General features: G+C 73.5%; 22 protein-coding genes. 10 read left to right on the forward strand and 12 right to left on the reverse strand.

The features are described 5' to 3' along the window. Positions 1 to 2 precede the first annotated feature (2 nt). Entirely contained in the window at positions 3 to 2,228 is a 2,226-nt protein-coding gene (locus ACZ6ZR_RS17650) for a family 20 glycosylhydrolase (RefSeq protein WP_465643224.1), read from the reverse strand. Between the two features lie 190 nt (positions 2,229 to 2,418). Continuing rightward, positions 2,419 to 3,417 (reverse strand): LacI family DNA-binding transcriptional regulator, encoded by a 999-nt coding sequence (locus tag ACZ6ZR_RS17655; protein ID WP_465643226.1) that lies wholly within the window; start codon positions 3,415 to 3,417, stop codon positions 2,419 to 2,421. Between the two features lie 230 nt (positions 3,418 to 3,647). On the opposite strand from ACZ6ZR_RS17655, the gene ACZ6ZR_RS17660 reads away from it, so the two are divergent. From ACZ6ZR_RS17660 to ACZ6ZR_RS17670, 3 genes are read left to right on the forward strand one after another with little or no spacing between them, the layout of a single operon-like run. After that, positions 3,648 to 4,772 carry a DegT/DnrJ/EryC1/StrS family aminotransferase gene (locus ACZ6ZR_RS17660; RefSeq protein WP_465643228.1) on the forward strand — a complete coding sequence of 375 codons (1,125 nt, stop codon included), beginning with the start codon at positions 3,648 to 3,650 and terminating at the stop codon, positions 4,770 to 4,772. A gap of 8 nt (positions 4,773 to 4,780) precedes the next feature. Further along, entirely contained in the window at positions 4,781 to 5,716 is a 936-nt protein-coding gene (locus ACZ6ZR_RS17665) for an NAD-dependent epimerase/dehydratase family protein (RefSeq protein ID WP_465643230.1), read from the forward strand. 24 nt (positions 5,717 to 5,740) lie between these two features. Continuing rightward, positions 5,741 to 6,847 carry a glycosyltransferase family protein gene (locus ACZ6ZR_RS17670; RefSeq protein WP_465643232.1) on the forward strand — a complete coding sequence of 369 codons (1,107 nt, stop codon included), beginning with the start codon at positions 5,741 to 5,743 and terminating at the stop codon, positions 6,845 to 6,847. On the opposite strand, the gene ACZ6ZR_RS17675 is transcribed toward ACZ6ZR_RS17670, so the two are convergent. The 4 genes from ACZ6ZR_RS17675 to ACZ6ZR_RS17690 form a co-directional block, all read right to left on the reverse strand. Beyond that, positions 6,832 to 7,569, reverse strand: coding sequence for a polysaccharide deacetylase family protein (locus ACZ6ZR_RS17675; protein ID WP_465643234.1), 738 nt, complete (start codon positions 7,567 to 7,569; stop codon positions 6,832 to 6,834). The genes ACZ6ZR_RS17670 and ACZ6ZR_RS17675 overlap by 16 nt on opposite strands. After that, positions 7,569 to 8,369: an SDR family NAD(P)-dependent oxidoreductase gene (locus tag ACZ6ZR_RS17680; protein ID WP_465643236.1), complete on the reverse strand. Its 801-nt coding sequence runs from the start codon at positions 8,367 to 8,369 to the stop codon at positions 7,569 to 7,571. The genes ACZ6ZR_RS17675 and ACZ6ZR_RS17680 overlap by 1 nt, the downstream gene beginning before the upstream one ends. 71 nt (positions 8,370 to 8,440) lie before the next feature. After that, positions 8,441 to 9,343, reverse strand: coding sequence for a DMT family protein (locus tag ACZ6ZR_RS17685; protein WP_465643238.1), 903 nt, complete (start codon positions 9,341 to 9,343; stop codon positions 8,441 to 8,443). A 138-nt stretch (positions 9,344 to 9,481) separates the two neighbouring features. After that, positions 9,482 to 10,090, reverse strand: coding sequence for a TetR/AcrR family transcriptional regulator (locus ACZ6ZR_RS17690; protein WP_465643240.1), 609 nt, complete (start codon positions 10,088 to 10,090; stop codon positions 9,482 to 9,484). Between the two features lie 80 nt (positions 10,091 to 10,170). Here ACZ6ZR_RS17690 and ACZ6ZR_RS17695 point away from each other — a divergent pair, with 80 nt between their 5' ends. Beyond that, the gene (locus ACZ6ZR_RS17695; protein ID WP_465643242.1) at positions 10,171 to 11,103 is read left to right on the forward strand and encodes an oxidoreductase; all 933 of its coding nucleotides are present in this window, start codon (positions 10,171 to 10,173) and stop codon (positions 11,101 to 11,103) included. Positions 11,104 to 11,129: 26 nt separating this feature from the next. Here ACZ6ZR_RS17695 and ACZ6ZR_RS17700 read toward each other — a convergent pair whose 3' ends face one another. Next, the gene (locus ACZ6ZR_RS17700) at positions 11,130 to 12,092 is read right to left on the reverse strand and encodes a helix-turn-helix transcriptional regulator (RefSeq protein WP_465643244.1); all 963 of its coding nucleotides are present in this window, start codon (positions 12,090 to 12,092) and stop codon (positions 11,130 to 11,132) included. Between the two features lie 325 nt (positions 12,093 to 12,417). Here ACZ6ZR_RS17700 and ACZ6ZR_RS17705 point away from each other — a divergent pair, with 325 nt between their 5' ends. Beyond that, positions 12,418 to 12,801: a hypothetical protein gene (locus ACZ6ZR_RS17705; protein WP_465643246.1), complete on the forward strand. Its 384-nt coding sequence runs from the start codon at positions 12,418 to 12,420 to the stop codon at positions 12,799 to 12,801. Positions 12,802 to 12,803: 2 nt separating this feature from the next. Continuing rightward, positions 12,804 to 13,064, forward strand: a complete 261-nt coding sequence (locus ACZ6ZR_RS17710) for a hypothetical protein (protein WP_465643248.1) — start codon at positions 12,804 to 12,806, stop codon at positions 13,062 to 13,064. A gap of 519 nt (positions 13,065 to 13,583) precedes the next feature. On the opposite strand, the gene ACZ6ZR_RS17715 is transcribed toward ACZ6ZR_RS17710, so the two are convergent. After that, positions 13,584 to 14,453 (reverse strand): LLM class flavin-dependent oxidoreductase, encoded by an 870-nt coding sequence (locus ACZ6ZR_RS17715; protein WP_465643250.1) that lies wholly within the window; start codon positions 14,451 to 14,453, stop codon positions 13,584 to 13,586. 496 nt (positions 14,454 to 14,949) lie between these two features. On the opposite strand from ACZ6ZR_RS17715, the gene ACZ6ZR_RS17720 reads away from it, so the two are divergent. Beyond that, positions 14,950 to 16,389: an RICIN domain-containing protein gene (locus tag ACZ6ZR_RS17720; RefSeq protein WP_465643252.1), complete on the forward strand. Its 1,440-nt coding sequence runs from the start codon at positions 14,950 to 14,952 to the stop codon at positions 16,387 to 16,389. 85 nt (positions 16,390 to 16,474) lie between these two features. Next, the gene (locus ACZ6ZR_RS17725; RefSeq protein WP_465643254.1) at positions 16,475 to 18,910 is read left to right on the forward strand and encodes an RICIN domain-containing protein; all 2,436 of its coding nucleotides are present in this window, start codon (positions 16,475 to 16,477) and stop codon (positions 18,908 to 18,910) included. A gap of 56 nt (positions 18,911 to 18,966) precedes the next feature. Here the strand turns inward: ACZ6ZR_RS17725 and ACZ6ZR_RS17730 are convergent, their stop codons facing one another. The 4 genes from ACZ6ZR_RS17730 to ACZ6ZR_RS17745 form a co-directional block, all read right to left on the reverse strand. Further along, positions 18,967 to 20,028: a LacI family DNA-binding transcriptional regulator gene (locus tag ACZ6ZR_RS17730; RefSeq protein ID WP_465643256.1), complete on the reverse strand. Its 1,062-nt coding sequence runs from the start codon at positions 20,026 to 20,028 to the stop codon at positions 18,967 to 18,969. 261 nt (positions 20,029 to 20,289) lie between these two features. Next, complete coding sequence (locus tag ACZ6ZR_RS17735; RefSeq protein ID WP_465643258.1) at positions 20,290 to 21,294, reverse strand: ABC transporter permease; 1,005 nt, start codon at positions 21,292 to 21,294, stop codon at positions 20,290 to 20,292. Further along, entirely contained in the window at positions 21,291 to 22,850 is a 1,560-nt protein-coding gene (locus ACZ6ZR_RS17740) for a sugar ABC transporter ATP-binding protein (RefSeq protein ID WP_465643260.1), read from the reverse strand. Before ACZ6ZR_RS17740 ends, ACZ6ZR_RS17735 begins: the two co-directional genes overlap by 4 nt. 129 nt (positions 22,851 to 22,979) lie before the next feature. Then, positions 22,980 to 24,044 carry a substrate-binding domain-containing protein gene (locus tag ACZ6ZR_RS17745; RefSeq protein ID WP_465643262.1) on the reverse strand — a complete coding sequence of 355 codons (1,065 nt, stop codon included), beginning with the start codon at positions 24,042 to 24,044 and terminating at the stop codon, positions 22,980 to 22,982. Between the two features lie 423 nt (positions 24,045 to 24,467). On the opposite strand from ACZ6ZR_RS17745, the gene ACZ6ZR_RS17750 reads away from it, so the two are divergent. Next, entirely contained in the window at positions 24,468 to 25,418 is a 951-nt protein-coding gene (locus ACZ6ZR_RS17750; RefSeq protein WP_465643264.1) for a carbohydrate ABC transporter permease, read from the forward strand. Then, positions 25,415 to 26,308: a carbohydrate ABC transporter permease gene (locus ACZ6ZR_RS17755; RefSeq protein ID WP_465643266.1), complete on the forward strand. Its 894-nt coding sequence runs from the start codon at positions 25,415 to 25,417 to the stop codon at positions 26,306 to 26,308. The genes ACZ6ZR_RS17750 and ACZ6ZR_RS17755 overlap by 4 nt, the downstream gene beginning before the upstream one ends. The last annotated feature ends 62 nt before the right edge of the window (positions 26,309 to 26,370 follow it).

Below are 26,370 nucleotides of genomic sequence, written 5' to 3' on the forward strand. Positions count from 1 at the left end.
CGTCAGCTCAGGGTCCAGGTCTGGAGCGGGGAAGCCGAGTTGGGCTGCTGGGTGACCAGTGCGCCGTCGGCGGTGGAGGCGGTGGTGAGCAGCAGGCCGCTCTTGGCGGAGGCGATGGTGTAGCCGCCGCTGACCGGGGTGACGGTCCAGCGCTGGTTGGTGGTGCCGCCGCAGGTCCACTGGATGACGGCGGCACCGGGGGAGGTGGAGCCGGCGTTGACGTCGGCGCAGAGCTGGGAGTTCTGGTTGACCAGGGTGTAGGTGCCGTCGGACTGGCGGGTGAACCGCCACTGCTGGTTGGTGCCGCCGTGGGTGGTCCAGGTGACCAGCTGGGTGCCGGGGCTGGTCGAACTGCCGGGCACGTCGAGGGACTTGCCGCCGGTGGTGAGGGTGTGGACGCCGTCCAGGGTGCCGGGGGTGGCGGGCCAGCTGAGGTCGGGGGCGGGGTAGTAGCCGATCCCGGCGTTGGTCCAGCGCGGGCCCTGGGCGGTGAGGCGGTCGCGGAAGGAGGCCCAGTCGTGGGTGGACTTGGGGGACCAGCCGATCTCGGCGACGGCGGGCAGGCGGGGGAAGGTCATGTACTCGGCGTAGACCGAGGGGGCCGGGAACTGGCTGGTGGAGGTGGGCAGGCTGGTGGAGCCGCGGTAGGCGCGGTCGGCCCAGAGGGCGGCCTCGACGCCGAGGACGTCGGCGGCCGCGACGACGGGGGAGGTGCCGTCCGGCTTGGCGGTGGCGGTGGCCGGGTCCCAGTCGTAGGCCTTCTGGGCGTTCACGTAGCCGGACCAACTCAGGCCGTACGGAACGGTGTTGTCGTACTTCATGTCGAGGTACGCGTGGTCGCTGGGCGACATCACGAACTTGGCGCCCTGGGCGACGGCGTGGCGCAGCTGCTTGACGCCCGCGGACTCGCTCGCGGTGCCGACACTGGCGCGGTCGCTCGCGTCGCCCCAGAACTGCAGGACGCTCCCGGCCGGGAGGGTGGACTGGCCGAGCTGGTGCCAGCCCATCACGGTCTTGCCGCGCGCGGCGACGGCCTGGGTGGCGGCGTTGGCGTAGGCGTCGTACTCGGCGGTGGTGGCCTGCGGGGTCTCGTCGCCGCCGAGGTGGATGTAGGGGCCGGGGGTGAGCTGGGCGACGGCGTCGACGACGGTGGTGAGGAAGGCTGAGACGTTGGCGATGTGCTGGGTGTCCTTGAGGCAGTACAGGCTGATGCCGACCTCGAAGCCCGAATAGGGCGCCCTGGCCTGGTCGTTGCAGTTCAGGCCGGGGACGGAGGCGAGGGCGGCGGTGGTGTGCCCGGGGCCGTCGATCTCGGGGACCACGGTCATGAAGCGGGACTTCGCGTACGCCACGATGTCCTGGTACTGGGCGGTGGTGTAGTACCAGCCGGTGCCACCGGTGAAGCCGCTCTGGGTGGAGGCGCCGGTGGTGGTCAGGGCGGGCAGCGCGCCGACGGCGATCCGCCAGCCCTGGTCGTCCGTCAGGTGCAGGTGGAGCGTGTTGATCTTGTACGTGGCGGACTGGTCGATGTAGCGCTTGACGTCCTCGACGGAGAAGAAGCGGCGCGCCACGTCCAGCATCACGCCCCGGTAGGAGTAGCGGGGCGCGTCGGATATCTGGACCGGCGCGACGGTCCACGGACCGGGGCGGACGGTGGCCGACTCGACTGCGGCGGGCAGGAGTTGACGCAGCGTCTGGACGCCGCGGAACAGCCCCTCGGCGGAGTGCGCCGTCACGGTGGCGCCGGTGGCGGAGGAGGAGAGGGTGTACCCCTCCTGGCCGAGGGTGGCCGGGCCGGTGGGGTCGAGGACCAGGGCCCCGGTGGCCGGGGCGGTGGCGGCGGAGGAGACCGGGAGGGTGTAGCCGGTGGGGGGCGCGAGCAGGGCGGAGAGGTAGCCGCCGACGCCGAGGGCGTCCGGGGCGGTGGAGACTACCGCGATCGGGGTCTGGGCGGTGAGGGTGAAGCCGCTTCCGGTCACGGCGGTCTCGCTGACGGGCTGCGGCACCACCGGGGGGAGGGCGCCCGCGGCGGTCGCGCTCTGCGGGGCGACGGCGAGCGAGAGGGCCGAGGGCAGCAGGGCGAGGCCGAGCAGGGCGGAGCCGAACCGCGCGGGGAGGCGGCCCGGGTGGCCGGGGTGGCTCGGTCGGCGGTGAAGGGGGCGGCGGGCGGAGGCGATCACGGGGTCTCCAAGGTCGGCCGGTTCGGCGCGGGCGTGCCACGCCGTCATGCGGAACGGGGGACGCCGCTGTGGTCCGCGATGATCGATGATGCTCGGAACGGGCTTGTTCGTCGCACGTGTGAGCAAAGATGGCGGAGACGGCGATCCGCCGTCAAGGGTCGATCGGTCGCGGGCCGGCCCGCCGGGGCCGCCTCTATCGGCCTGGGACCAGCCTGGGGCCAGCCGGGCTGACGGTCCGTCAGGCCGTCGGTGCCGGGCCGGTGGTGGAGCGGACGACCAGTTCGGGGTCGAAGAGCAGTTCGCCGGTGGGGACCTCGCGGCCGCCGACCAGGTCGAGGATGCTGCGCGAGACGCCGAGGGCCAGGCGTTCGGTGGGCTGGCGGACGGTGGTGAGCGGGGGGTCGGTGAACTCGGTGATCATCGTGCCGTCGTAGCCGACCACCGAGACCTCGTCCGGGACGGACCGGCCGAGCCGCCGCACGCCGCGGATGACGCCGAGCGCCATGAAGTCGCTGGCCGCCACGACCGCGGTGGCGCCGAGGCCGAGCAGCACGCCGGCCGCCGCCTGCCCGCCCTCCACGGTGTAGGACTGACGGATCACCAGGCGCTCGGCCTCCGGCAGGCCGTGGCGGGCCATCGCGTCCACGAAGCCCCGCACCCGCTGGTCGGCGGGGCGGTTGCCGGTCGGGCCGGAGACCATGCCGATGGTGCGGTGGCCCAGGCGGTGCAGGTGGTCCACGGCCAGCTCGGCCGCCTGCCGGTCGTCGGTGGAGAAGACCGGGGCCGGCACGCCGTCGGCGAACTCGCCGTTCACGCCGACGTACGGGATGCGGCGGGTGCGGAGGATCTCGTAGACCTCGGTGTCCGCGTCGTCGAGGGTGTTGGAGGCGGAGAGGAACACCACGGCGGCGATCCCCTTGTCGATGATCGCCGAGATGTAGTCGCGCTCCTGGACCCCGCCGGGGAAGACGGGGCAGAGCACGGTCTTCAGCCCGTGCGGGGCGAGCGCGGACTCGATCCGCTCGGCGACGTCGGTGAAGAACGGGTTGGAGACGTGCTCGGTGAACACGGCGACCAGCTGGCCCTGGACGGGGCGCTCGTAGCCGAGCTCGGCCATCGCCCGCTCGACCGCGTCGCGGGTCTTCTCGGCCACGCCCTGCCGGCGGTTGATCACCCGGCTGACCGTGGCCTCGCTGACGCCCGCGCGCTCGGCGATCTCGACGATGCCGACCTTCATGGGTGGTGCCCCTTCCGCGGCGTGGCCGCCGCCGACGGGCGGCCGGGCTGACTCGTGACCTGCCAGTCCTACCACGGAAGGATCCCGGGACGGATCCCCGGGCGGAGGGTGCCCCGCGGCGCAAGCGGGTGAACCGGCGCAGCGGTCGCGCGGATCGGGCGGGGTCGGCCGTAGCCTGAGGGCTTATGGGCGATTCGTCCCGTTCGGTGCTGGGCGTCGGAGGTAGCGAGATGGCCGTGTTCCCCGCCCGGGTGGTGTTCGGTGAGAGCGATCGCGCCGCGGTCGCTGAGGCGGTGACGGAGAGTCTGACCAGCGGGGCGCTCACCCTCGGCCCGCACACCGCGCGCTTCGAGGCCGCCTTCGCCGCCGCCCACGAGGCCTCGCACGCCGTCGCGGTGGCCAGCGGCACCGCCGCGCTCGAGATCGTGCTGCGCTGCGTCGGGGTGGCCGGCCGCGAGGTGGTGGTCCCGGCCAACACCTTCTACGCGACCGCCGCCGCCGTGGTGCACGCGGGCGGCACCCCGGTCTTCGCCGACGTCGAGGCCTCGACCTTCGCACTCGACCCCGAGAGCGTCGAGGCGGTCCTCTCCGAGGACACCGCCGCCGTGGTGCTGGTGCACATCGGCGGGCTGATCACCCCTCGGGTGGAGGAGCTGCGGCGGCTCTGCGACGCCCGCGGCATCGCCCTGGTCGAGGACGCGGCGCACGCGCACGGCTGCAGCTACCGGGGCCGGCCCGCCGGGTCCTTCGGGCTGGCCGGCGCGTTCTCCTTCTATCCGACCAAGGTGGTCACCAGCGGCGAGGGCGGGATGATCCTCACCGAGTCCGAGGAGCTGCGCGACGAGGCGCGGATCCACCGGGACCAGGGCAAGGGGAGCTTCGGCACCAACCTGCACGTGCGCAACGGCGCCTCCTGGCGGCTGAGCGAGCCGAACGCCGCCGTCGGCGAGGTGCACCTGCGCCGGCTCAAGGAGTTCGTCGAGGTCCGCCGCTCGGTGGCGCAGCGCTACACCGCCGCGCTCGCCCCGCTCGACGGCCTGGAGCCGCTCGCCGAACCGCCCGGCTGCCGGAGCAACTTCTACAAGTACGTCGTCCTGCTGCCACCCGGGACGGACCGGGCCCGGTTCAAGACCACGCTGCGCGAGCGCTTCGACGTCCGGCTGGCCGGTGAGGTCTACGAACTGCCGCTGCACCGCCAGCCGGTCTTCGCCGGACTGCCGCACGGCCCGCTGCCGGTCGCCGAGGACGTCTGCGCCCGGCACGTCTGCCTGCCGGTGCACTCCGACATGACCGACGACGAGGTCGACCAGGTGATCACCGCCGTCACGGCGGTCCACGCCGAGCTGGTGGGGTGAGGGGCGTCATGCGGGTGGCGGTCACCGGAGGGTGCGGCTTCATCGGTTCGCACGTGGTCGAGCGGCTGCTGACGGCCGGTCACCAGGTCGTGGTGGTGGACAGGGTGGCGCGCGGCCTCCACCCGGCCGCCGAGTTCGCCCGGGTCGACATCCTGGACCCGGTCGGCCTGGCGGCCGCCTTCGCCGGCTGCGAGCTGGTCTTCCACCTCGCGGCGATGGCCGACGTCGGACAGGTCGAGGCCGACCCGGTGCGCTCCGTCCGCCTCAACGTCGAGGGCACCACCAGCGTCCTGGAGGCCGCCCGCCGCAGCGGAGCGGCCCGCACCGTACTGGCCAGCACGGTCTGGGTGTACGGCGCGGCGGCCGGCGAACGCGGCGCCGCCGCACCGGAGTTGGACGAGGAGGCCCCGATCGACCTCGGCCGCAGCGGCCACCTGTACGTGGCCGGCAAACTGGCCGCCGAGCTGGTGGCCCACAGCTACCGCGAGCTCTACGGGCAGCACGTCACCGTGCTGCGCTACGGCATCCCGTACGGCCCCCGGATGCGCGACGAGCTGGTGATCGCCCGCTTCGTCCAGGCGGCGCTGGCCGGCCGGCCGATCACCATCGCCGGGACGGGTGCGCAGACCCGCAACTTCGTCTACGTCGAGGACCTCGCCGACGCCCACGTCCGCGCCCTCGACCCGGCCGCGCGGGACCAGACCATCGCCCTGGAGGGCAGCACCCCGGTCTCCATCCGGGAGATCGCCGACACCGTCGACCGGCTGCTCGGCCCGGTCACCGTCGAGCACGTCCCGGCCCGGGCCGCCGACTACGCCTCCCGCCCGATCTCCAACGCCAAGGCCGCGCGCCTGCTGGGCTGGAAGCCCAGCACGCCCTTCGACGAGGGCGTGCGCCGCTACGTTGACTGGTACCGGGCCGGCGCCGGGGCGACGTCCGAATGACCGTACGCCGGTAGGGAGTTCGCCGTGCCGCACGCACTGCTCGTCTCCGGCTCGCTCGGCCAGGGCCACGACGTGATGGCCCAGGCCTGCGCCGCGTCGCTGCACGAGCGCGGCTGGACCACCCGCACGGTCGACGCGATGGCCCTGCTCGGGCGGCACGGCTCGGCCGCCGGCGAACGGGTCTTCCGCCGGCTGCTCGACCTGCCGGGCGTCTACGACGCCTTCCACTTCGCGGCGCTGCGCCCGGGCGCCCGGATCGCCCTGCTGGCCGAGTCGGCGGCCCGCGCCAAGCTGGTCCCACGGCTGCGCGAACTGCTCGCGGAGCAGCCGGCCGAGCTGGTGGTCTCGGTCTTCGCCACCGCCACCGCCGCCGTCAACGAGCTGCTCCCGAGCCTGCCCGGCACCGTCCACCTGGTGCTCTGCACCGACGTGACGCCCCACCGGCTCTGGGTGCAGGAGGGCACCGACCTGTTCCTGGTCACCTCGGAGGTGGCCGCCTGCGCCGTCCGCCGCTACCGCCCGCAGGCCCCCATCGCCGTGGTGGCCGCGCCGCTGCGCCCCGGCTTCCACCGGCCGCCCGGGCGGGAGGAGGCACGGGCCGGGCTGGGTGTCCCGGCCGGGGCGCGGTGCGTGCTGCTGATGTCCGGCGCCTGGGGGCTGGGCCCGATCGCCCGGACCGCCCGGGTGCTGGCCGAGGCCGGGCCGCACGTGCTCGCGGTGGCCGGGCACAACCGGGAGCTGGAGGCGCGGCTGCGCTCGCTGGCCCGTCGGCAGCCCAGGCTGCACGCCTTCGGCCACACCGACCGGATCCCGGCCCTGATGGCCGCCGCCGACCTGGTCGTCACCAGCTCGGGCGACACCTGCAGCGAGGCCCGGGCGGTCGGCCGCCGGCTGCTGCTGCTCGACGTGGTGCAGGGCCACGGCCGCGACAACCTCCAGCACGAGCTGGAGCTCGGCCACGCCGACGTCACCTCGGCTGGCCCCGAGGAGGTGGTCCGCAACGCGCTGGCGGCGCTCACCCGTCCGCTGCCGCCGCCCTCCGCCGGTGCCGATCCCGGGGTCTGGCGGGAGGGGTTCGGCGCGGCCCTGGCCCGGGTCGGGCTCGCAGACCCCGCTCAGTCGTACGGGTAGTGACGCCGGATCAGACCGTGGTCCCGCAGCGGGCCGAGCTCCAGCCCGAGCCGGGAGCAGCGCCCGGCCAGCAGGGGGAGGGCGTCGAGCGCGGAGCGCCAGGAGCCGGGTGCGGAGGTGCAGTCGGAGTCGTGCAGCAGCACCGTCGCCCCGCCGCGCAGGCCGGGGTGGAGCGTGCGGTAGACCGAGGCGGGGGTGGCCCCGGCGGTCCAGTCCCGGCCCCAGGCCGTCCAGAGCACCGGGCGCAGGTGCAACTGCCGTGCGGCGACCAGCAGTCCGGTGGTGAGCACGCCGTACGGGGGCCGGTACCAGAGCGGGCGGCTGCCGCAGAGCTCGGTCACCGCCTCGACGGTGCGCCGCAGTTCGCGCGCGTCCCGGGCGGGGGAGGGCCCCCACTGCGGACGGTGGGACCAGCCGTGCACCGCGACCTCGTGGCCACGGTCGGTCAACTCCCGCCCCAGGGAAGGCCATTGCTCCAGCATGCTGCCGAGGAGGAAGAAGGTGGCGGTCACCCCGAGCGCGTCCAGGCGGTCCAGGAACAGCGGGGTGGAGGCCGGGTCGGGGCCGTCGTCGAAGGTGAGCGCCACGTGGGAGGCGGTTCCGTGCCCTGCCAGGCGGCGGAACAGCAGCCCGCGCACCGGGGCGAGGCGGACGGCCGCCGGTGCCAGGTGCACGGCCTCGGCGGAGGTGGCGGCCAGCAGCGCGGCCCGGCCGGCGCCCATCAGCCGAACCGCGAGTTCAGCCGCTCGAACAGGTGCGGCGCCGTCCCGTGCACCCGGCCGGGCAGCCGGAACCAGCCGGGGACGAACAGCTCGTCGCGCCGCCCGACCACCGCGCGGTAGACCGTCTCGGCGACCCGCTCGGGCGGGCTCGGCTTCGGGTGCTCCCGCTGGTACGGCGTGCCCCGGCGGGCGAAGAACGGCGTGTCCACCGGCCCGGGAACCACGACGCGGACGGCCACGCCGCTGCCGCGCAGCTCGTACCGCAGGCTCTCCGCGAACAGGCCGAGGGCCGCCTTGGTGGCGGAGTAGACCGCCTCGTCGCGGACGCCGACCGCGCCCGCGATCGACCCGACCAGGACGATCCGGCCCCGGCCGCGCTCCACCATGCCGGGCAGCAGCAGACGGGTGAGCCGCAGTGGGGCCACCAGGTTGAGCTCGACCATCTCGGCCAGCACGTCCACCGGCATCCGCACGAAGGGCCCGCGCCAGCCGATCCCGGCGTTGGCGACCAGGACGTCCACCCGGCCGTCCACCGCGAGGGCGCGGGCGGCGAGCTGTTCGGGCCCGCCCGGGGCGGTGAGGTCGGCCGGGAGGGCGAGGCCGCCGGTGGCGTCGGCGACGGCGCCGAGGCGGGGGCGGTCCCGGCCGGAGAGCAGCAGGCGCCAGCCGGCCGCCGCGAGGCGGGTGGCCGTGGCGGCGCCGAGGCCGGAGGAGGCGCCGGTGATCAGCGCGACGGCCGGGGCGTGGACCGCGGTGTGGGCCGGGTCGGAGCGCGGGTCGCCGCGCGGGCTGTCAGCCATGGATCACCGTCCACCGTGTCGGGACCACCACCGTCTCACCGGACCGGCCCTGGCGCGCTCTCGTGTGGTGGTCAGGGCTTCGCGTCCGGCTTCCGGGGGTCGGAGGTCAGGGTGTAGTCGGAGGGAGGGGCGGGGGTGGACGGCGGGTCGTCCGGGGTGACCTCGCCGAAGCGGGCCAGGGCGACGACTCCGCCGACGGAGACCAGGAATCCGGCCGCCGCGAGCCAGCCGAGGCCGGGCCGGGCGTGGTCGCCGAGGGCGAGCACGCCGACCACCCCGGGGCCGACGGTCTCCGACACCCCGGAGGCGGCGGTGGCCGCGGTCACCGAACCGCGTTGCAGCGCCAGTGCGTACGCCAGGTAGCCGCCGAGGCCGCCGAGCGCGAGGGCGTAGGCGGCGGGGTCGGTGAGGAGGTCGAGCGGCCCGGAGACCTCCAGGACCCGGACGGCCAGGCTGGTCACGCCGAAGCCGACCCCGGCCAGCAGGCCGAGGCCGACGGCCACCCCGTCTCCCTCCCAGCGGGCCAGCACCGCGGTGAGCAGCAGCATCGTCAGGGTGGCCAGCAGCAGGGCGAGATGGAACGCGGGCCCGGCCCGGTCCCGGCCGGTGGCGCCGGAGGCGGCGGCGAGCAGGACGAGGCCGCCCACCACGGCGCCGATGGCGGCGAGGTCGTGCGGCCGGAGCCGGACGCCGAGGTAGCGGACGGCGGCCGCGGCGGTGACGGCGAGGCTGGCGTTGGTCAGCGCCTGGACCAGGAAGAGCGGCAGGGTACGGAGCGCGACGATGCTGAGCGCGAAGCCCGCGACGTCCAGCGCGGTGCCGAGCAGGAACGGCCCGTTCCGGGCCAGCCGGGCGGCCAGGCCCGCCCGCAGCACGGACTCGCGCGGTACGGCCCGGGCACCGCGCGCCTGGAGGACGGACGCGAAGCCGAAGCAGACGGTCGCGGCCAGTGCGGTGGTGAGCCCGAGGATCATCGCCACCAGTCTCCGTCCGCACCCCGCCGGACGCAGGCGGACGGCCGCCGGGCCGGCACCTGGCCGGACGGGCAGCGCTTCGTCGTCGCGGCGGCCCCGGGGCTGACGCCCCGTGAACTGCCGCGCCGTGGAGGCCGGTCAGGCCTCGGCGGGGCGGTCCGGGGCGCAGCCGCGCAGGACGAAGGCGACCACGTCGTCCAGGGCGGCCGCCACCTCCTCCGTGGGGAGCAGGCCGCTGGCGGCGAGGTCGGCGAAGCCGTGGACGGCGGCGAGGGCCGGGAGGCAGAGCTGTTCGGCCGGGCCGGGGCGGACCTCGCCGGTGCGCTGACCCTCCGTCATCAGTTCGGCCGCCTGGAGCAGGCCCTGGTGGGCGGCGGCGGTCAGGGCCTCGGTGGCCTGCGGGTCGTGCTTCACGGCGTACATCAGGTCGAGCAGCTGCGGGTGCGCGGTGGCGAAGCCGACGTAGCCGCAGACCAGGGTGCCGAGCCGGTCGGCGAAGGAGGCGCCGGGTACGGGGCCGGTGGTCAGGTCGGCGTTGAGGCGTTCGAAGCCGGCCAGGGCGAGGGCGTCGAGCAGGGCCTGCTTGTCCTTGAAGTGGCGGCTCGGGGCGGCGTGGCTGACCCCGAGGTCGCGGGCCAGCTCGCGCAGCGAGAGGGCGGCCGGGCCCTTCTCCCGGAGGACCTGTTCGGCGCGCTCCAGCAGGGCGGCGCGGAGGTCTCCGTGGTGGTAGCGGCTGCGGGGGTGCATGAGCGCACTCTACCGGGGATGTGATCGCTGGCTACATTGTTGTCATTGACAGCATTGTTGTCGGTGCCTACATTCGTGCCATGGCCAACACAGCGAAGTGGAACACCGGCGACATCCCCGACCAGACCGGCCGCCGGGTGGTGGTGACGGGGGCCAACAGCGGCCTCGGCATCGCCACCGTCGACGCCCTCGCCCGGGCCGGGGCGCACGTCGTCCTCGCGGTCCGCGACGTCCGGCGCGGCGAGGCCGCCGCAGCGACGGTCAAGGGCGCCCGCGGCGGTGTGGAGGTGCGGCGGCTGGACCTGGCCGACCTCGCCTCGGTGCGGGAGTTCGCCGAGGGCTGGGAGGGCGGGTTGGACGTCCTGGTCAACAACGCCGGGGTGATGAACGTCCCCGAGGGCACCACCACGGACGGCTTCGAGACCCAGTTCGGCACCAACCACCTCGGCCACTTCGCCCTGACCAACCTGCTGCTGCCGCACGTCACCGACCGGGTGGTCACGGTGGCCTCGGGCATGCACAAGTACCCGGGCAACCGGATCCGGTTCGAGAACCTGAACCTCAAGGGCGAGTACCACCCCGTCCGGGCCTACGCCCAGTCCAAGCTGGCCAACCTGCTCTTCACGCTGGAGTTGCAGCGCCGCCTGACCGTCGCCGGGTCACCGGTCCGCGCGCTTGCTGCCCACCCCGGGTACGCGGCCACCAACCTGCAGAGCCACGACGGCAGCGCGGTGCGCCGCGTCCTGATGGCGGTCGGCAACCGGATCGTCGCCCAGGACAGCCGGGCCGGCGCCCTGCCCTCGCTGTTCGCCGCCACCATGGACCTGCCCGGCGCCGCCTACGTCGGCCCGGACGGCTTCGCCGAGAACCGGGGCCACCCCACCCTGGTCGGCCGCACCGCCGCCGCCAGCGACCCGGTGAGCGCCGCGCGGCTCTGGACGGAGTCCGAGCGGCTGACCGGGACGGCGTTCCCGGAGGTGGAGCCGGAGCCCGAGTCGTCCGCCGCCCGGTAGGGCCGCGGCCTGGCGCCGCGCACCGTTCAGCCGTTCAGGGTGCTGCTCGGGGTGCAGTGGTAGGCGGCGCGGTAGTGGGCGGCGAAGCGGCTGGGGTGGGGGAAGCCCCAGCGGGCGGCGACCCGGGCGACGCTGTCGGACTCCGGGGCGGCGTCGAGGAGTTCGCGGTGGGCGCGGTGCAGGCGCAGCTGCCGGAGGTAGCCGAGCGGGGTGGTGCCCAGGTGGCGGCGGAAGGCGTACTGCAGGGCGCGCGGGGTGAGGTGGGCGTGTGCGGCCAGGTCGGCGAGGCTGACCGGCCGGTGGGCGTGCAGGTCCAGGTAGGCGGTGGTGCGGCGGACCGAGTCCGGCAGGGCGCGGCGGTCCGGGGCGTCGGTGTGGGTGTTGGGGAAGAGCGTCAGCACGGTGGCGGCGAGGAGTTGGCCGGCGGTGGCGGCGACCAGCGGGGTGAGCGGGCCGTCGTGCAGGACCGCGGCGAGGTACGCGGTGGTGGCGTGCCAGTGGGCGCCCGCGGAGGCGGCGGCCCGGTAGGTGTGGAAGTGCAGCGGGCCCGGGCGGGCGGAGGGTGCCGCCGCGCGGTGGAGCAGTGGCATCGGCAGGACGTAGGAGCGGGCGTGCAGGTCCTGGGTGCGGTAGGCGAACGGGGTGCCGGGGACGGCGGTGAGGAGTAAGTCGCCCGTGGTGCAGGTGAGTTCGGACCGGAGGTGGTGTGCGCGTCCGCCGAGGACCTCGGTGACGACCAGGCGGTCGGGTGCGCCGGTGAGGGTGTGCCGTCCGGGCAGCCGGGTCTCGCAGACGTCGAAGGACTCGGCCTCGGTGTGCTCCAGGAGCAACTCCCCGTTCCGGCCGGGCTCCTGGGAGGTCAGGCGGAGCGTGGCGCGGAAGGCCCGCCGGGCGGCCGAGCCCCAGCGGCCGGGGTCGGTGGTGGCCAGGGCGGGCCGTGCCGGATCCTGCGGATGGCGGGGCGCCGGTTCGGACAAGGGGCTTCGCATCTCTAGGAGTTGACGCTCTCGCGGGGGCCCCGGCCGTAGTGCGTCCGGTACTCGGACCGCTCCAGCGGTGCCGCACCCGCTCCGGTCATCCCGGCTCCTCCGCTCCGTCGCCGCCCAGCTGCCCTGCTTGCCCTTCGGGGCAAGGTACTTCGCCCGGTGGGCGGCCGGGCGTCGGCGTCACCCGGGCGAGTGGCCGGGGCGGCCGGTGTTTCGTTTCGCGGCCGGTCCTCTTCGCCTCCGGTACCGGCCGGGTCGCCCGCGCGGGCCCGGTCGGGGCCCTAGCGTCGGCGGGATCGACCTCACCCGAACGGAGGGCAGCCGGACCGTGCTGTTCACCCTCACCCGCCTCGCCGCGGACGCCGTCCTCGTCGTCCGGGTCCGCGGCCCCCTGTTGCTCGAGTGCCGGGACGTGCTCGTCGACGCCGTCGAGCGGCAGTACGACCAGACGTGTCCGGACGTGGTGCTGGACTTCGGCCCCGGCTCGGCCGCCGCGTCCGACACCGTCGCCGCGTTCGCCGTCGCGGTACGGGTGGCGATGCTGTGCGCCCGGCACCGGGTGACCAGCACCCTGGTCACGGGCGACCGGATGCTGGCCGCCCGCGCCGCCGCCGTGCCGGGGCTGCGGTGGGCGCCGACCGTACCGGCCGCGCTCGCCGCGGTGCCGGCCGGCTCCGGTTCCTCCCTCACTCGCGTGGCCCCCGGAAGGTGACCGTGACCCACTCCGAACTCCCCTTCTTCGGGCCGCCGTTGGTCACCGAGCTGGTGGACACGCTGGCCGAGGCCGGCACTGCGGCGCTGGAGCGTTGGCGGGCCGGCGACCACCTGGGCGCCCTCGCCGCGGCCACCGAGGCCGAGGCCGTCGCCTCCCTGGTCCGGGCCGCGCTCGACGCGCAGCTCCAGCGGGAGCGGGCGGCCGAGGCCCTGGCCGCCGCCGACCGCGCGCCGGAGGAGCCCGCCACCTGGCTCGGCTGAGCCCGGCGGTCCCCCGAGGTCGGGAGGTGGAGCGGCGAACTCCGGCCACCGGGCGCCGTGTTCAGTCGTGTGCCGGTGGAGTACGTCCACAACATCCCCTGCACCGAAGCCCCACGTGCCGGACTGGCCGACGCTCCGCGAGGGGCGCTCGGCAAGTCCAGCGCCACCCGGGGCCGAGCGTGGGCCGCTGGGCGGCGTCCATGCTCGCGGAGGGGGACGAGCTGGTCTTCCCCCGGGAGCCGGCCGAGGTCGGGTATGCCGTCGGCGGGGCGACCGCGTACCCGACGGTCAAGCGCGGCGGGGCCGGGGCGGCCGCCGACGAGCGGCCGACCGTGAGTGAGACGGACCCGTTCCTCTCCACCACCGCGCGGCTGACCGCCGACGCGCTGTTCCAGGTGCTCTCGGACGACACCTACGTGGTGGTGCCCCGTCAGTCGGTCGGCGAGACGCACTACGACGCGGTGCACAAGCTGACCGGCGGCGGCTGCTCGGGCAACGCCGGCCGCGCCGACCACCTGCTCAGCGGCCGAGAGCGGTCAGGACCTCGCGCAGCTGCCCGAGCGGCTCGGGGCCGCAGAACCGCAGCACCACCGCCTCGGCCCCCGCGTCGCCGAGGGTCTGCAGCGCCTTGGCCGTCTCGGCGGCCGTGCCGCCGGCCGCGAAGGTCTCCGACTCCGCGCGTCCCAGCCACTGCGCATGGCCGGCCACTGCCTCGCTCAGGGCGGGTGCCGCCGTCTCTCCCACGCCCGCGAAGGCGAACACGGTGAGCGTGTAGCCGGGTGTCGCGCCGCCGCGTTCGGCGGCCGCCCGGATGGCCCGCAGATCGTCCGGGCCGTGGCCCTCGGCCACCAGGGTGCCCTGCGCGGCCCGGCCGGCCAGTTCCAGCGACTTGGGCGAGACCACGCCCGCGATCACCGGTGGCATCGCGTCCTTCGCCGGCGGGTGGACCAACTCGACGCCTTCGAGCCGGAGTTCACGGCCCTCCACGGTGACGCGCTCACCGCGCAGCAGGCCGCGCACCGCGGTCAGCGTCTCCTCCAGCAGTGCCAGCGGCGACCGCGGGGCCACCCCGACCTGCCGCATCCACTCCCGCACGCCGTGACCGATCCCGGCGACGAACCGGCCGGGGAAGACCCTGGCCAGGGTGGCCACCTCCATCGCCAGCAGGGCCGGGCTGCGCAACGGCGCCGGGGCGATCCCGATGCCGACCCGCAGCCGCTCGGTCGCGCCCAGGGCCACCGCGGCGGCCGAGATCCCGCCGTTCCAGCCGAGGTCCTCGACCACCCAGAGGTCGTCCGCCCCCAGCGCCTCCACCTCCCGGGCGAAGGCGGGCAGTTCGGCCGGGTCCCAGGAGCGGTCGTACATCACACCGATGCGAAAGGCAGTCATGCCGGGCCAAGTTACCGCACGCCCCGGTGACCGCCGGGTAGGTCCGAAAGTCCGCGCAAAGCCTTGACACTGCCCTGCGATCCTCCGAGACTCTGGGCGACCACTTGTTTGCGTCAACATGCCGGGACGGGCGGACGGGCGCTGACGGATGGTCGGCCGTGGCCGCCCGTCCGGATCCTCCGGATGGGCGGCCGGGGCTGCCGGAAGGCCGACCCCGCCCCCGTGCCCGATCCGGGGTCACCCTTCCGTGGTTGCCGATCTCGCGACAACTCAGCTGTCAGAGAGCCGAGTTGGCGTGGAGCGGTGCCGTGCGGCCCCAGCGGTGCAGCGTCCTCCCCCACCCACGATGCACGCGCAGAGTGCGCCTTGCCCCGGCCGGCCCGCCGGGGCGAGGTGGCAGAAGACCACTCCCTGAAGCCGCTCGCAGACCGCCCCTCACGTGTTTGCGCAGCCAGCTAGGAGTGCGTCGCATCGCAGAACGCGAAGGTCTGACGAGATGCCACGTTTGAGATCGCTGCTGTGCGCCGCCCTACTGGCGGTGGCCCTTCCCCTGCTGGGCGGCCTGGGCGCCGCCCGGGCCGTGACCGTGACCGTCACCAACGGCACGCAGTTCACCGACACCGCCGGGAATCCCGTGCACGCCCACGGCGGTGGGGTGGTGAAGGTGGGTCAGTTCTACTACTGGTTCGGTGAGGACCGGAACGCGGACAACACCTTCCGGTACGTGTCGGTGTACCGGTCGGCGGACCTGAAGAGCTGGGAGTTCCGCAACCACGTGCTGTCGCAGGCCACGGATCCCGAGTTGGCTTCGGCGAACATCGAGCGGCCGAAGGTGATGTACAACGCCGCGACCGGCAAGTTCGTGATGTGGATGCACAAGGAGAACACTCGGGACTACGGCGAGGCGAAGGCGGCGGTGGCGGTCTCCGACACGGTGGACGGTGACTACGCCTGGCGCGGCAGCTTCCGTCCGCTGGGGGAGATGTCGCGGGACATCACCACCTTCGTGGACGACGACGGCACCGGGTACATGATCTCGGCGGCCAACGAGAACGCCGACCTGCACGTCTACCGGCTGACCGCCGACTACACGGGCATCGACGCCCAGGTGCAGAAGCTCTGGGCGGGCCAGTCCCGTGAGGCGCCCGCGATGTTCAAGCGCAACGGGGTCTACTTCCTGGTCACCTCCTGGGCCACCGGCTGGTCGCCGAACCAGCAGAAGTACGGCACCGCGACCAGCGTCACCGGCACCTGGAGCGGCCTGAGCGACCTCGGCGACGGCGTCACCTTCGGCAGCCAGACCGCCTACGTCCTGCCGGTCCAGGGCAGCGGCGGCACCGGCTACCTCTACATGGGCGACCGCTGGGGCAACTCCATGGGCGGCACGGTCAACGACTCTCAGTACGTCTGGGCGCCGCTGCGCTTCCCGACCGACACCACCCTGGCGATGGACTACTCGCCGCAGCTCACCCTCGACACCGCCACCGGCACGGTCGCCGGGATGAACGTCACCTGGGAGTCCCTGACCGGCCGTCAGAGCGGCAGGTGCGCAGACGTCAGCGGCTACTCCTTCGCCCAGTCCGCCCAGCTCATCCAGTGGGAGTGCGGCAACGGCGCCAACCAGGACTTCTGGCTGAAGAACCTCGGCGACGGCTACGTCCAGATCATGGCCAGGCACAGCGGCAAGTGCCTCGACGTGGCCGGCGGGTCCACCGCCAACGGCGCGCTGGTCGTGCAGAACACCTGCTCCGGCCAGACCTCCCAGCAGTGGCAGGTGCAGAAGGTCAGCGGTGCCACCGGCTGGGTCCGCCTGATCGCCCGGCACAGCGGCAGGTGCCTGGACGTCACCAACCAGTCCACCGCCAACGGCACCGCGCTGGAGCAGTGGACCTGCGGCACCGGCACCAACCAGCAGTGGCAGCGCACCGCCGCCTGACGCCCCTTTCCTCTCCGACGCCCCTCCGGCCGCGCCCGGCGGAGGGGCGTCTCCCTGCCTGCCCCCGACCCACCAGGGAGCTCACGTGACACTCCGTCAATCCAGGTCCGCCCGAATCGCCCTCGCCGCGGCCGCCGCCCTGCTGGCGAGCCCGCTCGCCGCCCCGCCCGCCGCCGCTGCCGAGGAGGCCGCCGCCCGGGTCACCGTCCGGCTCGACCCGTCCTACCAGCAGGCCCCGTTCCAGGGCTGGGGCACCTCGCTCGCCTGGTTCGCCGAGGTCACCGGCGGCTGGCCCGACGCCAAGCGCAACGAACTGGCCGACGCCCTCTACGGCGCCGACGGCCTCGGCTTCACCGTCGCCCGGTACAACATCGGCGGCGGGGACAGCCCCGAGACGCAGCCCTACCTGCGCCCGGGCGCCGCGGTGCCCGGGCTCTGGAACCGGCCCGCCGCCTACGGCCCGCCGCCCGGCGGCACCACGGGCTGGACCGAGCCGGTGGACTGGTGGAACCCGAACGACCCGACGCACTGGAACGACGCCGCCGACCCGAACCAGCGCTGGTGGCTCCAGGCCGCCAAGTCCCGCGGCGCGGACACCTTCGAGGCGTTCTCCAACTCCGCGCCGTACTTCATGACCAGGAGCGGCGTGGTCTCCGGCGCGGCCAACAGCTGGGAGGACAACCTCCGGGCCGACCAGTACGACCGCTTCGCCGCCTACCTGGCCGGCGCCGTCCAGCGGGTGCAGGCGGCCACCGGCGTCACCTTCGGCGCGCTCTCGCCGATGAACGAGCCCGGGACGGGCTACTGGGGCGCGTACGGGCGGCAGGAGGGCTCGCACTGGAACAAGGACTCCCAGGCGCACATGGTCTCCAGCCTGCGCACCGCCCTGGACGGCAAGGGCCTGGCCACCCCGGTGTCGGGGATGGACGAGACCGACCCGAACCTGTTCCGGGACAACTGGAACTCCTACGCCCCCGCGGTCCGCGCCGCCGTCGGCAAGCTCAACACCCACACCTACAGCACGGGGGGCCGCACCGGCGTCCGCGACATCGCCAAGGGCTCCGGAAAGCCGCTCTGGATGTCCGAGGTGGACCTGGGCGGCAGCGGGCCGCAGAGCTTCACCGACATGGCGCCGGGCCTGGACCTGGCCGGGCGGATCAACGGCGACCTGCGCGAACTCGAGCCCGGCGCCTGGGTGACCTGGCAGGCGGTCGAGGACTACGCCAACATGACGCCCGGCCGGGAGAACTCCAACTGGGGCCTGATCCAGGTCGACCTCGGTGCCGCCGACCCGGCCGCCGAGCCGGTCCGCAAGAACAAGAAGTACTGGACGATGGCCAACTACAGCCGCTACGTCCGCCCCGGCGCGCGGGTCATCGATACCGACTCCGCCGACACCCTGGCCGCCCTGCGGCCCGGGGGAGCGGGCGCGGTCGCGGTCTACACCAACACCACCGGCGCCCCGCAGACCGTCACCTTCGACCTCGGCGGCTTCCAGACGGTCGACGGCTCCGTCCCCGTGCAGCGGTACACCACCGACGCGACCAAGCAGGTGCAGCGCGAGGGCGACCTGGCCACCACCGCCGCCAAGACCCTCACCGTCACGGTCGGCCCGGCCTCGGTGACCACCTTCGTCATCCCCGGCGCCACCGGCGTCGACCCCTCGGCGGTGACCGCGCCCACCGGCCCGGTGCGCCAACTGATCGGCGAGCAGAGCGGATTGGCGCTCTCGGCGGGCGCCACCAGCCAGACCGGACCGGTCCAGCGGGTCCCCGACACCGCCGACGCCGCGCAGCGCTGGACCTTCACCAAGGTGGCCGGCGGCTGGGACAGCACCGCGAACTACCGGATCACCAACGCCAAGAACGGCAAGGCGCTGACCGTCTCCACCGCCGGCGCCCTGGGCTTCGCCACGGCCGCCAGCTCCGACCGGCAGCTCTGGATGCTCTCCGACACCGGTGACGGCCGCCGCACCGTGGTCAACCTCGCCACCGGCCTGCTGCTCGACGTCTCCGGCGCGGCCACCCAGGACGGCGCCCCGGTCGGGGTCTACCAGCCGACCACCGGCACCAACCAGCTCTGGCGGATGCGCGGCGCGGCCCCCGACACCTGGAAGACCCTGCGGCTGCGGCAGAGCGCCAAGTGCGTGGATGTGCAGGGGAGTTCGACCGTGCCCGGCACGGTGGTGATCCAGAAGGGCTGCGGCACCGCCACCAGCCAGCAGTGGTCTCTGCGCCCGAGCAGCCCCGGCTACGTCACCGTGGCCGGGAGGAACGCCGGGCAGTGCCTGGACGTGGCGGGCCAGTCCCTGGTGGACGACGCCCCGGTGGTCCAGTACACCTGCTCCGGCGCCCGGAACCAGGAGTGGTCGGTGCGGACGACCGCGACCGGCTACGTCACCCTGATGGCCCGTCACAGCGGCAAGTGCCTCGACGTGGCGGGGAGTTCACCCGCCGACGGGGCCCAGCTGGTGCAGCGCCCCTGCACCGGCGGGGCCACCCAGCAGATCCAGCTCGGCTGACACCTCCCGACCGCAGGGATGAGGACGGCGCACCTCCGGGGGAGGTGCGCCGTTCGTCATGCCATCAACGCGGCCGGGGGGCGGGCGGAGCTCGACCGGACGACCAGCTCGGGCGTCACGGAGATCAGCCGGCTCTCGGGGCGCTCGCCGGCCGGGGCCTCGATCTGGTCGAGGAGCAGCCGCACGCACTGGCGGCCGACCTCCTCGAAGTCCTGCCGCACGGTGCTCAACGGTGGTGCGAAGAAGGCCGATTCGGGCCCGTCGTCGAAGCCGACCACGCTGACGTCCTCCGGCACCCGGCGGCCGGCCTCGCGCAGCGCCAGCATCAGGCCGAGGGCCATGTGGTCGTTGGCGGCGAAGACCGCGGTGACCTCGGGGCGGTCGGCCAGCGCCTTGCCGATCCGGTAGCCGGAGGCGGCCGTCCAGTCGCCCAGCTCCAGCTGCGGCACCGGGGCGCCCGCGGCCTTGAGCGTGGAGTGCCAGGCGGCGGCGCGGCGGCGCGCGGCGTACGAGTCCTGCGGCCCGCCGAGGTGCCAGACGGTGCGGTGGCCGAGGTCCAGCAGGTGCCGGGTGGCGGCGGTCGCCCCGGCGGCCTGGTCGGTGTCCACCGAGGGGAAGCGGCGCTCGGGGTCGCCGTCGGCGACCACCACCGGGACGCCGGACGAGACGTTGAAGCCCCGCCGGTCGAGTATCTGGGCCTCGATCACCACCAGGCCGTCCACCGCCTGGTCGGTCAGCTGGCGGACGGCCTGCTGGACGGCGTCCTCGGTCTGCTCCTCGGCGCAGACCACGTTCACCGAGTAGCCGGCGGCCTGGGCGGCGTGCGAGATGGCGGCCAGCGTGCGGGCGTTGCCCTGGGCGGCGATGTCGAAGGCGACGACGCCGAGCACGTGGAAGCGGCCCAGGGTGAGCGCCCGGGCCGCGCTGTTGCGCTGGTAGCCGAGCAGCCGCATCGCGGACAGGACCCGGTCACGGGTCTCGGGCTCGACGTTGGACCGGTGGTTGGCGACGCGGGAGACCGTCTGGGACGAGACTCCGGCCAGGGCGGCGACATCGGCCTGGGAGGGCGGGCGCTGCTTGCCCTTGGACGTGGCGCCGGGCGTCGCACGTTGTTCCATACCGGTCCTTCCTCACGTGGCTGCGTGAACATGGTAGCGGCGGGACCCTCCGCCGCTCGAATGAGGGTACGCAGAAGGAACGCAAAAGTGGACTGCCGGTCTTCACCTCCCCGGTGGGGGAGGTGAAGACCGGCAGCCCGTGACGGCCCGGCCGACCCTCGGCGGCCTGCCGCCCAGCCGTTCCCGTCGGGGCCGGGCCGCCGCGGCCCTGCGGCGGCCCTGTGCGACCCGTTCGGGAACGGAGGTCCTGGGGTGGTGGCGTCAGGCGGGGAGGCCGATGGCGCGTTCGCCGGTGCGGCGCTGCTGGATGACGACGGCGGCTACCAGCAGGGCGCCTTGGGCGACGTTCTGCCAGAAGGTGTTGATGCCTTGGACGGTGAGGCCGTTTTCGAGGGCGCCGAGGAGTGCGACGGCGAGGAGGGTGCCGCCGATGCCGCCTTTGCCGCCCTTGAGGGCGCAGCCGCCGAGGGCGGCGGCGGTGATGGCCTTGAGTTCGAGGCCTTCGCTGCCGGAGACGGGTTGGCCGGATCCGGTGCGGGCGGTGAGGAGGATGCCGGCGATGGCGGCGACGAGGCCGATGAGGGCGTAGACGGCGATGAGGTACTTGTTGATGCGGATGCCGGCGAGGCGGGCGGCGGTGTCGTTGCCGCCGATGGCGTAGAGGTTGCGGCCGATGTCGGTGTACTTCAGCAGCACGTGAACGGCGAGTGCGGTGAGGATGAGGAGCCAGACCATGACGGGGAGTCCGGCGATCTTGCCGCGGCCGAGGAAGACGAACACGTCGTCGTTGAGGACGTAGCCCTGGGCGCGGCCGTCGGAGAGGAGTTGGGCGATGCCCTTGTAGGCGGCGAGTCCGGCGAGGGTGGCGATGGTGGGGTTGACGCGGCCGTAGACGATGACGAGGCCGTTGACGAGGCCGACCACGACGCCGACGGCGATGGCGGCGGCCATGCCGGCCAGGGGGTTGTTGCCCGCAGAGGTGAAGGCCATGGCGGAGACGACCGAGGCGATGCCGACCTGGGAGCCGACGGAGATGTCGAGGCCACCGCAGATGATGACGACGGTCTGGACGACGGCGAGCAGGCCGGTGATGGTGGCGGCCTCGGCGATCACCTGAAGGTTGGTCAGGCTCAGGTAGTTGTCGTTCAGGATGCCGAACAGCGCCAGGACCAGGACCAGCGCACCGATGAGGCTGAGGTTCTGTCCGTTGAGGCGACTGAGCACCCGGACGGTGGGCGTGGCAGCGGGGACGGTGGTGGTGGTCACGGGGTGGCTCCTGTGGTGGGGGCGAGGTCGTCGGCCATGGCCAGGGCGAGGATCGCTTCCTCGGTGGCTTCGGTGCGGTCGAGTTCGCCGGTGATGCGGCCGTTCTGCATGACCACGATCCGGTCGGCGAGGCCGAGGACTTCGGGGAGTTCGGAGGAGATGACCAGCAGGGCGACGCCTTCGGCGGCGAGGTCGGCGATGATCTGGTAGATCTCGGCCTTGGCGCCGATGTCGATGCCCCGGGTGGGCTCGTCCAGGATCAGCAGTTTGGGTTTGCGGGCGAGCCAGCGGGCGAGGACGACCTTCTGCTGGTTGCCGCCGGAGAGTTTGCGCACCTCGTGCTCGATCGAGGGGGTGCGCACCCGCAGCCGGTCGGTGTACTCCTGGGCGAGCGCCTTCTCCGCCCCGCGCCTGACGAACCGGAAGCGGCGCAGCCGGTCCAGGACGACCAGGGAGGTGTTGTCGCGGATGGTGCGGTGCAGCAGCAGGGCCTGGGCCTTGCGTTCCTCGGGGGCCAGGCCGAGGCCGGCCCGGATCGCTTCACCGGGGCGGCCCGGGCGCAGCCTCACCCCGTCCAGAGTGACGCTGCCCTGACGGATCGGCAGATCACCGGCCAGCGCGAGGGCAAGCTCGGAGCGCCCGGCGCCGATCAGCCCGGCCAGGCCCACCACCTCACCGGCCCGGATCTTGAGGTCGATGCCGTGGACGTGGTCGGTGGTGACGCCGTTGACGTCCAGGACCACCCGGTCGGTGGCCACCCGGCTGCGGGTGAACATCGAGGACAGGTCGCGGCCGACCATCAGGCGGACCAGCTCACCCTCACCGGTGGTGGCGGCGTCCTGGACTCCGGCGAGCTGTCCGTCGCGCAACACCGCGATGCGGTCGGCGAGTTGGAAGATCTCCCGCATCCGGTGCGAGACGTAGACGATCGCGATGCCCTGATCCCGCAGCCGCCGGATCAGGGCGAACAGCGCGTCCACCTCGTGCTCGGACAGCGAGGACGTCGGCTCGTCGAAGGCGATCACCTTCGCCTCACCCGTGACGGCCCGCATGATCTCCACCAACTGGCGCTGCGCGGGGGTGAGTTGGGAGCCGAGGAGGTCGGGGTCGAGGACGTCGGCGAAGCCGATCCGCTCCAGGTCCGCCCGTACCCGGCGGTTCAGCCCGGCGCGGTCCAGCAGCCGTCCCGTTCGGCGGGGCAGTGCGCCGGCGTAGACGTTCTCGGCGACCGAGACGTGCGGGATGATCTCCGGCTCCTGCGGGATGATCCGGATCCCGGCCCGGCGGGCGTCGACAGGCGAGGCCAGACGGACGGCCCGCCCGTTCAGGGTGACGTGGCCTTCGGTGGGCTGGTGGTCACCGGTGAGGATCTTCAGCAGGGTGGACTTCCCGGCGCCGTTCTCACCCATCAGGGCGGTGACCCGGCCGGCCGGGAAGTCGAGGCTCACACCGCGCAGGGCCTGTACGGAGCCGAAGCGCTTGGTGACGCCCACGACGGAGGCGGCTGCGGTGGGCGGCCGGGGCGCCGAACCGGGTGGGCAGTGCGCTGCGGACATGACGGATCACCTCGTTGGGGTGGTTCGGAGGGTGGCGGCCGCCTCCGGCCGGGCAGGGGGCCTCGCGGCCGGAGGCGGCGGTGGACCGGCCCTGGTCAGGGGGGTGGGCCGGTCGGATCAGGGGAGCGCTCAGCCGCAGGACACGCCGGCGCTCTTCCAGGTGGTGGCGTCGACCATGGTGGTGGGGGCGAAGGCCTCGGCGGGGAAGGCCTTGCCGTTCTTGAGCCTGTCGACCATGGTCTGGACGGCGAGGGCACCGACGTCCTTGCCGTTGATGAAGAGTGCGGCCTTCATGCCGGAGGGCTTGCCGCCGCTCCACTCCTTGCAGGCCAGGTAGGCACCGAGCCCGACGCCGATCACGTCCTCCGCCTTCACCCCGGCGTTGGCCAGCGCGGTGACACCGCCCTGGACGTTCTCGTCGTTGCAGCCCCACACCACCCAGTGCTTGACGCCCCGGTTGGCGGTGACGGTAGCGGCGATCTTGTCCTGCGCACCGGTGGGGGTGTTGTCGGTGGCGACATCGATGTTCTGCACCCCGGGAACCGCGGCGGTGAACGCGTCCTTGGCGGCCTTCACCCGGTCCCCGCACACGGTGACGTCCTGCTTCCACGCCGAGACCGTACGGGTGTCCGCCGCACTCCAGCCGGCCTTCGCGAACTCCGCCGCCGCGCGCTTGCCGACCTCACCGCCCATCTGCTGCCCGGAGAAGCCGATCCGCGGCACCAGGCTCTCCTTCGGACAGGCCGACGGGTCGGGGCCGGTGGCGCAGATCTGGTCGTCCGAGGTCAGCAAGGCCACCTTCGCGTCCTTGGCCAGCTGCACCACCTGCGGCCCCACCGCCGGATCCGGCACCACCACGATCACACCGTTGGACTTCTGCGCGAGGGCCGACTGCACCTCGCTCACCGTCTTGTTCGCGTCGCTGCCGAGGTTCACCACCTTCAGCTCGACGCCCAGCTCGGCGGCCTTCGCCTTCGCGCCGGCCGCCTCACCGACGAAGTACTCCTGATCCCCCTGCTTCTGCAGATAGGTGAGCGAGATCTTTCCGTCGACCGGAGCGACCGAAGCCTCACCCCCGGAGACGGCCGACTGACCGGTGGAACAGGCAGTGGTGAGGCCCAGCGCGAGCAGCAGGCCGGCGGCGCAGGCGGCACGGGTGGCACGGGTGGCACGGGTGGCACTGGTGGTGATCATGGGAACTCCTTGGAACGCGCGCCGGGGTCGGGGCACGCGGCATACGGGAGGGGAAGGCCATGGCGGGCCGGAGAGGGCAGGCCCGGGGACGCGGGCGCCAGAGCGGTGCAGCCTCAGAAGCGATCAGAATCCAACATGTTCGAACGAGGTGGAAGCAATGTGGCCCGCCACGCCGCCCCGCGTCAAGCCGAAGGAGCCACCGAGACCCGCTCGTGACCTGGGCCGCTCCGCCAACTGGCAAGTAACCAGAGCTCTTTGAAGGGGCGACAGATCCGCACGCCCCCCGGTGGCCAGGGAGTTACGGTCCGGTTTCATCACGAAGACGCATCGCGGCGTGAACGGGCCTTGACTGGCCCGCCATCAGCGGTCAAGACTCATCCGCAGCTTCATGTTGGCGTAAACATCAGCCGCGAAGGGCACACAGTGAGCACGTCGCACCCCCCGGCCCCGGCCGTACCGGACCGACCATCAGGCCGGTTCCGCAGAGCACCAGGCAGCGCCCGGTCCGGCCACGGGTCCTACGGCTACCTGTTCTTCGCGCCGTTCCTGATCGTCTTCGTGATCGGCATCGCGGCACCGCTCGGCTACGCCACCTACCTCAGCCTGTTCCAGGACCGGCTGGTCGGCGGCAACGTCTTCGTCGGCTTCGACAACTACGTCCGCGCCTTCGGCGACGACCTGTTCCGGGCCGGCCTGTGGCGGGTCACCCTGTTCCTGCTGGTCCAGGTGCCCGTCATGCTCGTCCTCGCGCTGCTGGCCGCCCTGGCCATCGACAGCGGGCGGCTGCGCTGGCCGGCCCTGTTCCGGGTCGGGATCTTCGTCCCGTACGCCGTGCCCGCCGTGGTGGCCTCGCTGATGTGGGGCTACCTGTACGGGGACCGGTTCGGCCTGGTCGGCCAGATCGGCGAGGCCCTGAACACCGAGGTCCCCGACCTGCTCGGCGGCTCCTGGATGCTCGCCTCCATCGGCAACGTGGTGACCTGGGAGTACGTCGGCTACAACATGCTCATCCTGTACGCGGCGCTGCGCACCGTGCCGCACGAGCTGTACGAGGCCGCCGAGATGGACGGGGCGGGGGAGTTCCGCAAGGCCTGGAGCATCAAGCTCCCCGCGCTCCGGCCCGCGCTGGCCCTGGCCACGGTCTTCTCGATCATCGGCACCTTCCAGCTCTTCAACGAGCCCAACGTGCTCCAGTCGCTGGCCCCCGACGTGATCTCCACCAGCTACACGCCCAACATGTACGCCTACAACCTGGCCTTCAACGGCCAGCAGTTCAACTACTCGGCAGCCGTCGCCGTGGTCCTCGGCGGGGTGACCGTCGTGGTCGCCTACGCCGTGCAGGCCCGGTCGATGCGGAAGGAACAGAGCCTGTGAGCGCCAACACGACAGCCCGCGGACGCCGTGGCGGCCGCCGGCCGAGCACCGCGCTCACCCTGGCGATGGGCCTGATGCTGGTCTACGCCCTGCTCCCGCTGGTCTGGCTGCTGATGTCCGCCACCAAGGACTCCGGCTCGCTGGCCGGCAGCTTCGGCCTCTGGTTCGGCAAGGGCTTCCACCTCTTCGACAACATCGGCGAGGTCCTCACCCACGACGACGGCATCTACCTGCGCTGGTTCGCCAACACCCTGCTGTACGCCGTGGTCGGCGCGGGCGGCGCGGCCTTCATCTCCACCGCCGCCGGCTACGCCCTCGCCAAGTACCGCTTCCGCGGGCGGAACCTGCTGGCCGCCGTGGTCCTCGGCGCCGTCGCCATCCCCGGCACCGCGCTGGCCGTGCCCACCTACCTGCTGTTCAGCAAGGCGGGCATCATCGACACCCCGTGGGCGGTCCTGCTGCCCTCGCTGGTCAGCCCGTTCGGGGTCTACCTGATGCGGGTCTACGCGATCGGCGCGGTGCCGGACTCGATGCTGGAGGCCGCCCGCATCGACGGCTCGGGCGAGATCCGGACCTTCTTCACCATCTCGCTGCGGCTGCTCGCCCCCGGCTTCGTCACGGTGCTGCTGTTCTCCCTGGTCGCGACCTGGAACAACTACTTCCTGCCGCTGATCGTGCTCAGCGACCCGCAGTGGTTCCCGCTGACCGTCGGGCTCAACCAGTGGAACGCGCTCGCCACCGGCGCGGCCGGCAGCGGCGCCACCACCACCGGCTTCTACCCCCTCGTCATCACCGGCAGCGTGCTGGCGGTCATCCCGCTCGTCGTCGCCTTCCTCTTCCTCCAGCGCTTCTGGCAGTCCGGCCTCTCGGCCGGGAGCGTCAAGGAGTGACCCACCGTCAGAACCCCTCCCACGTCCAGGCTCCTCCGCGATCCGAGCAAGGAAGTCACGCC

The organism is Kitasatospora sp. NPDC088742 (assembly GCF_055584905.1).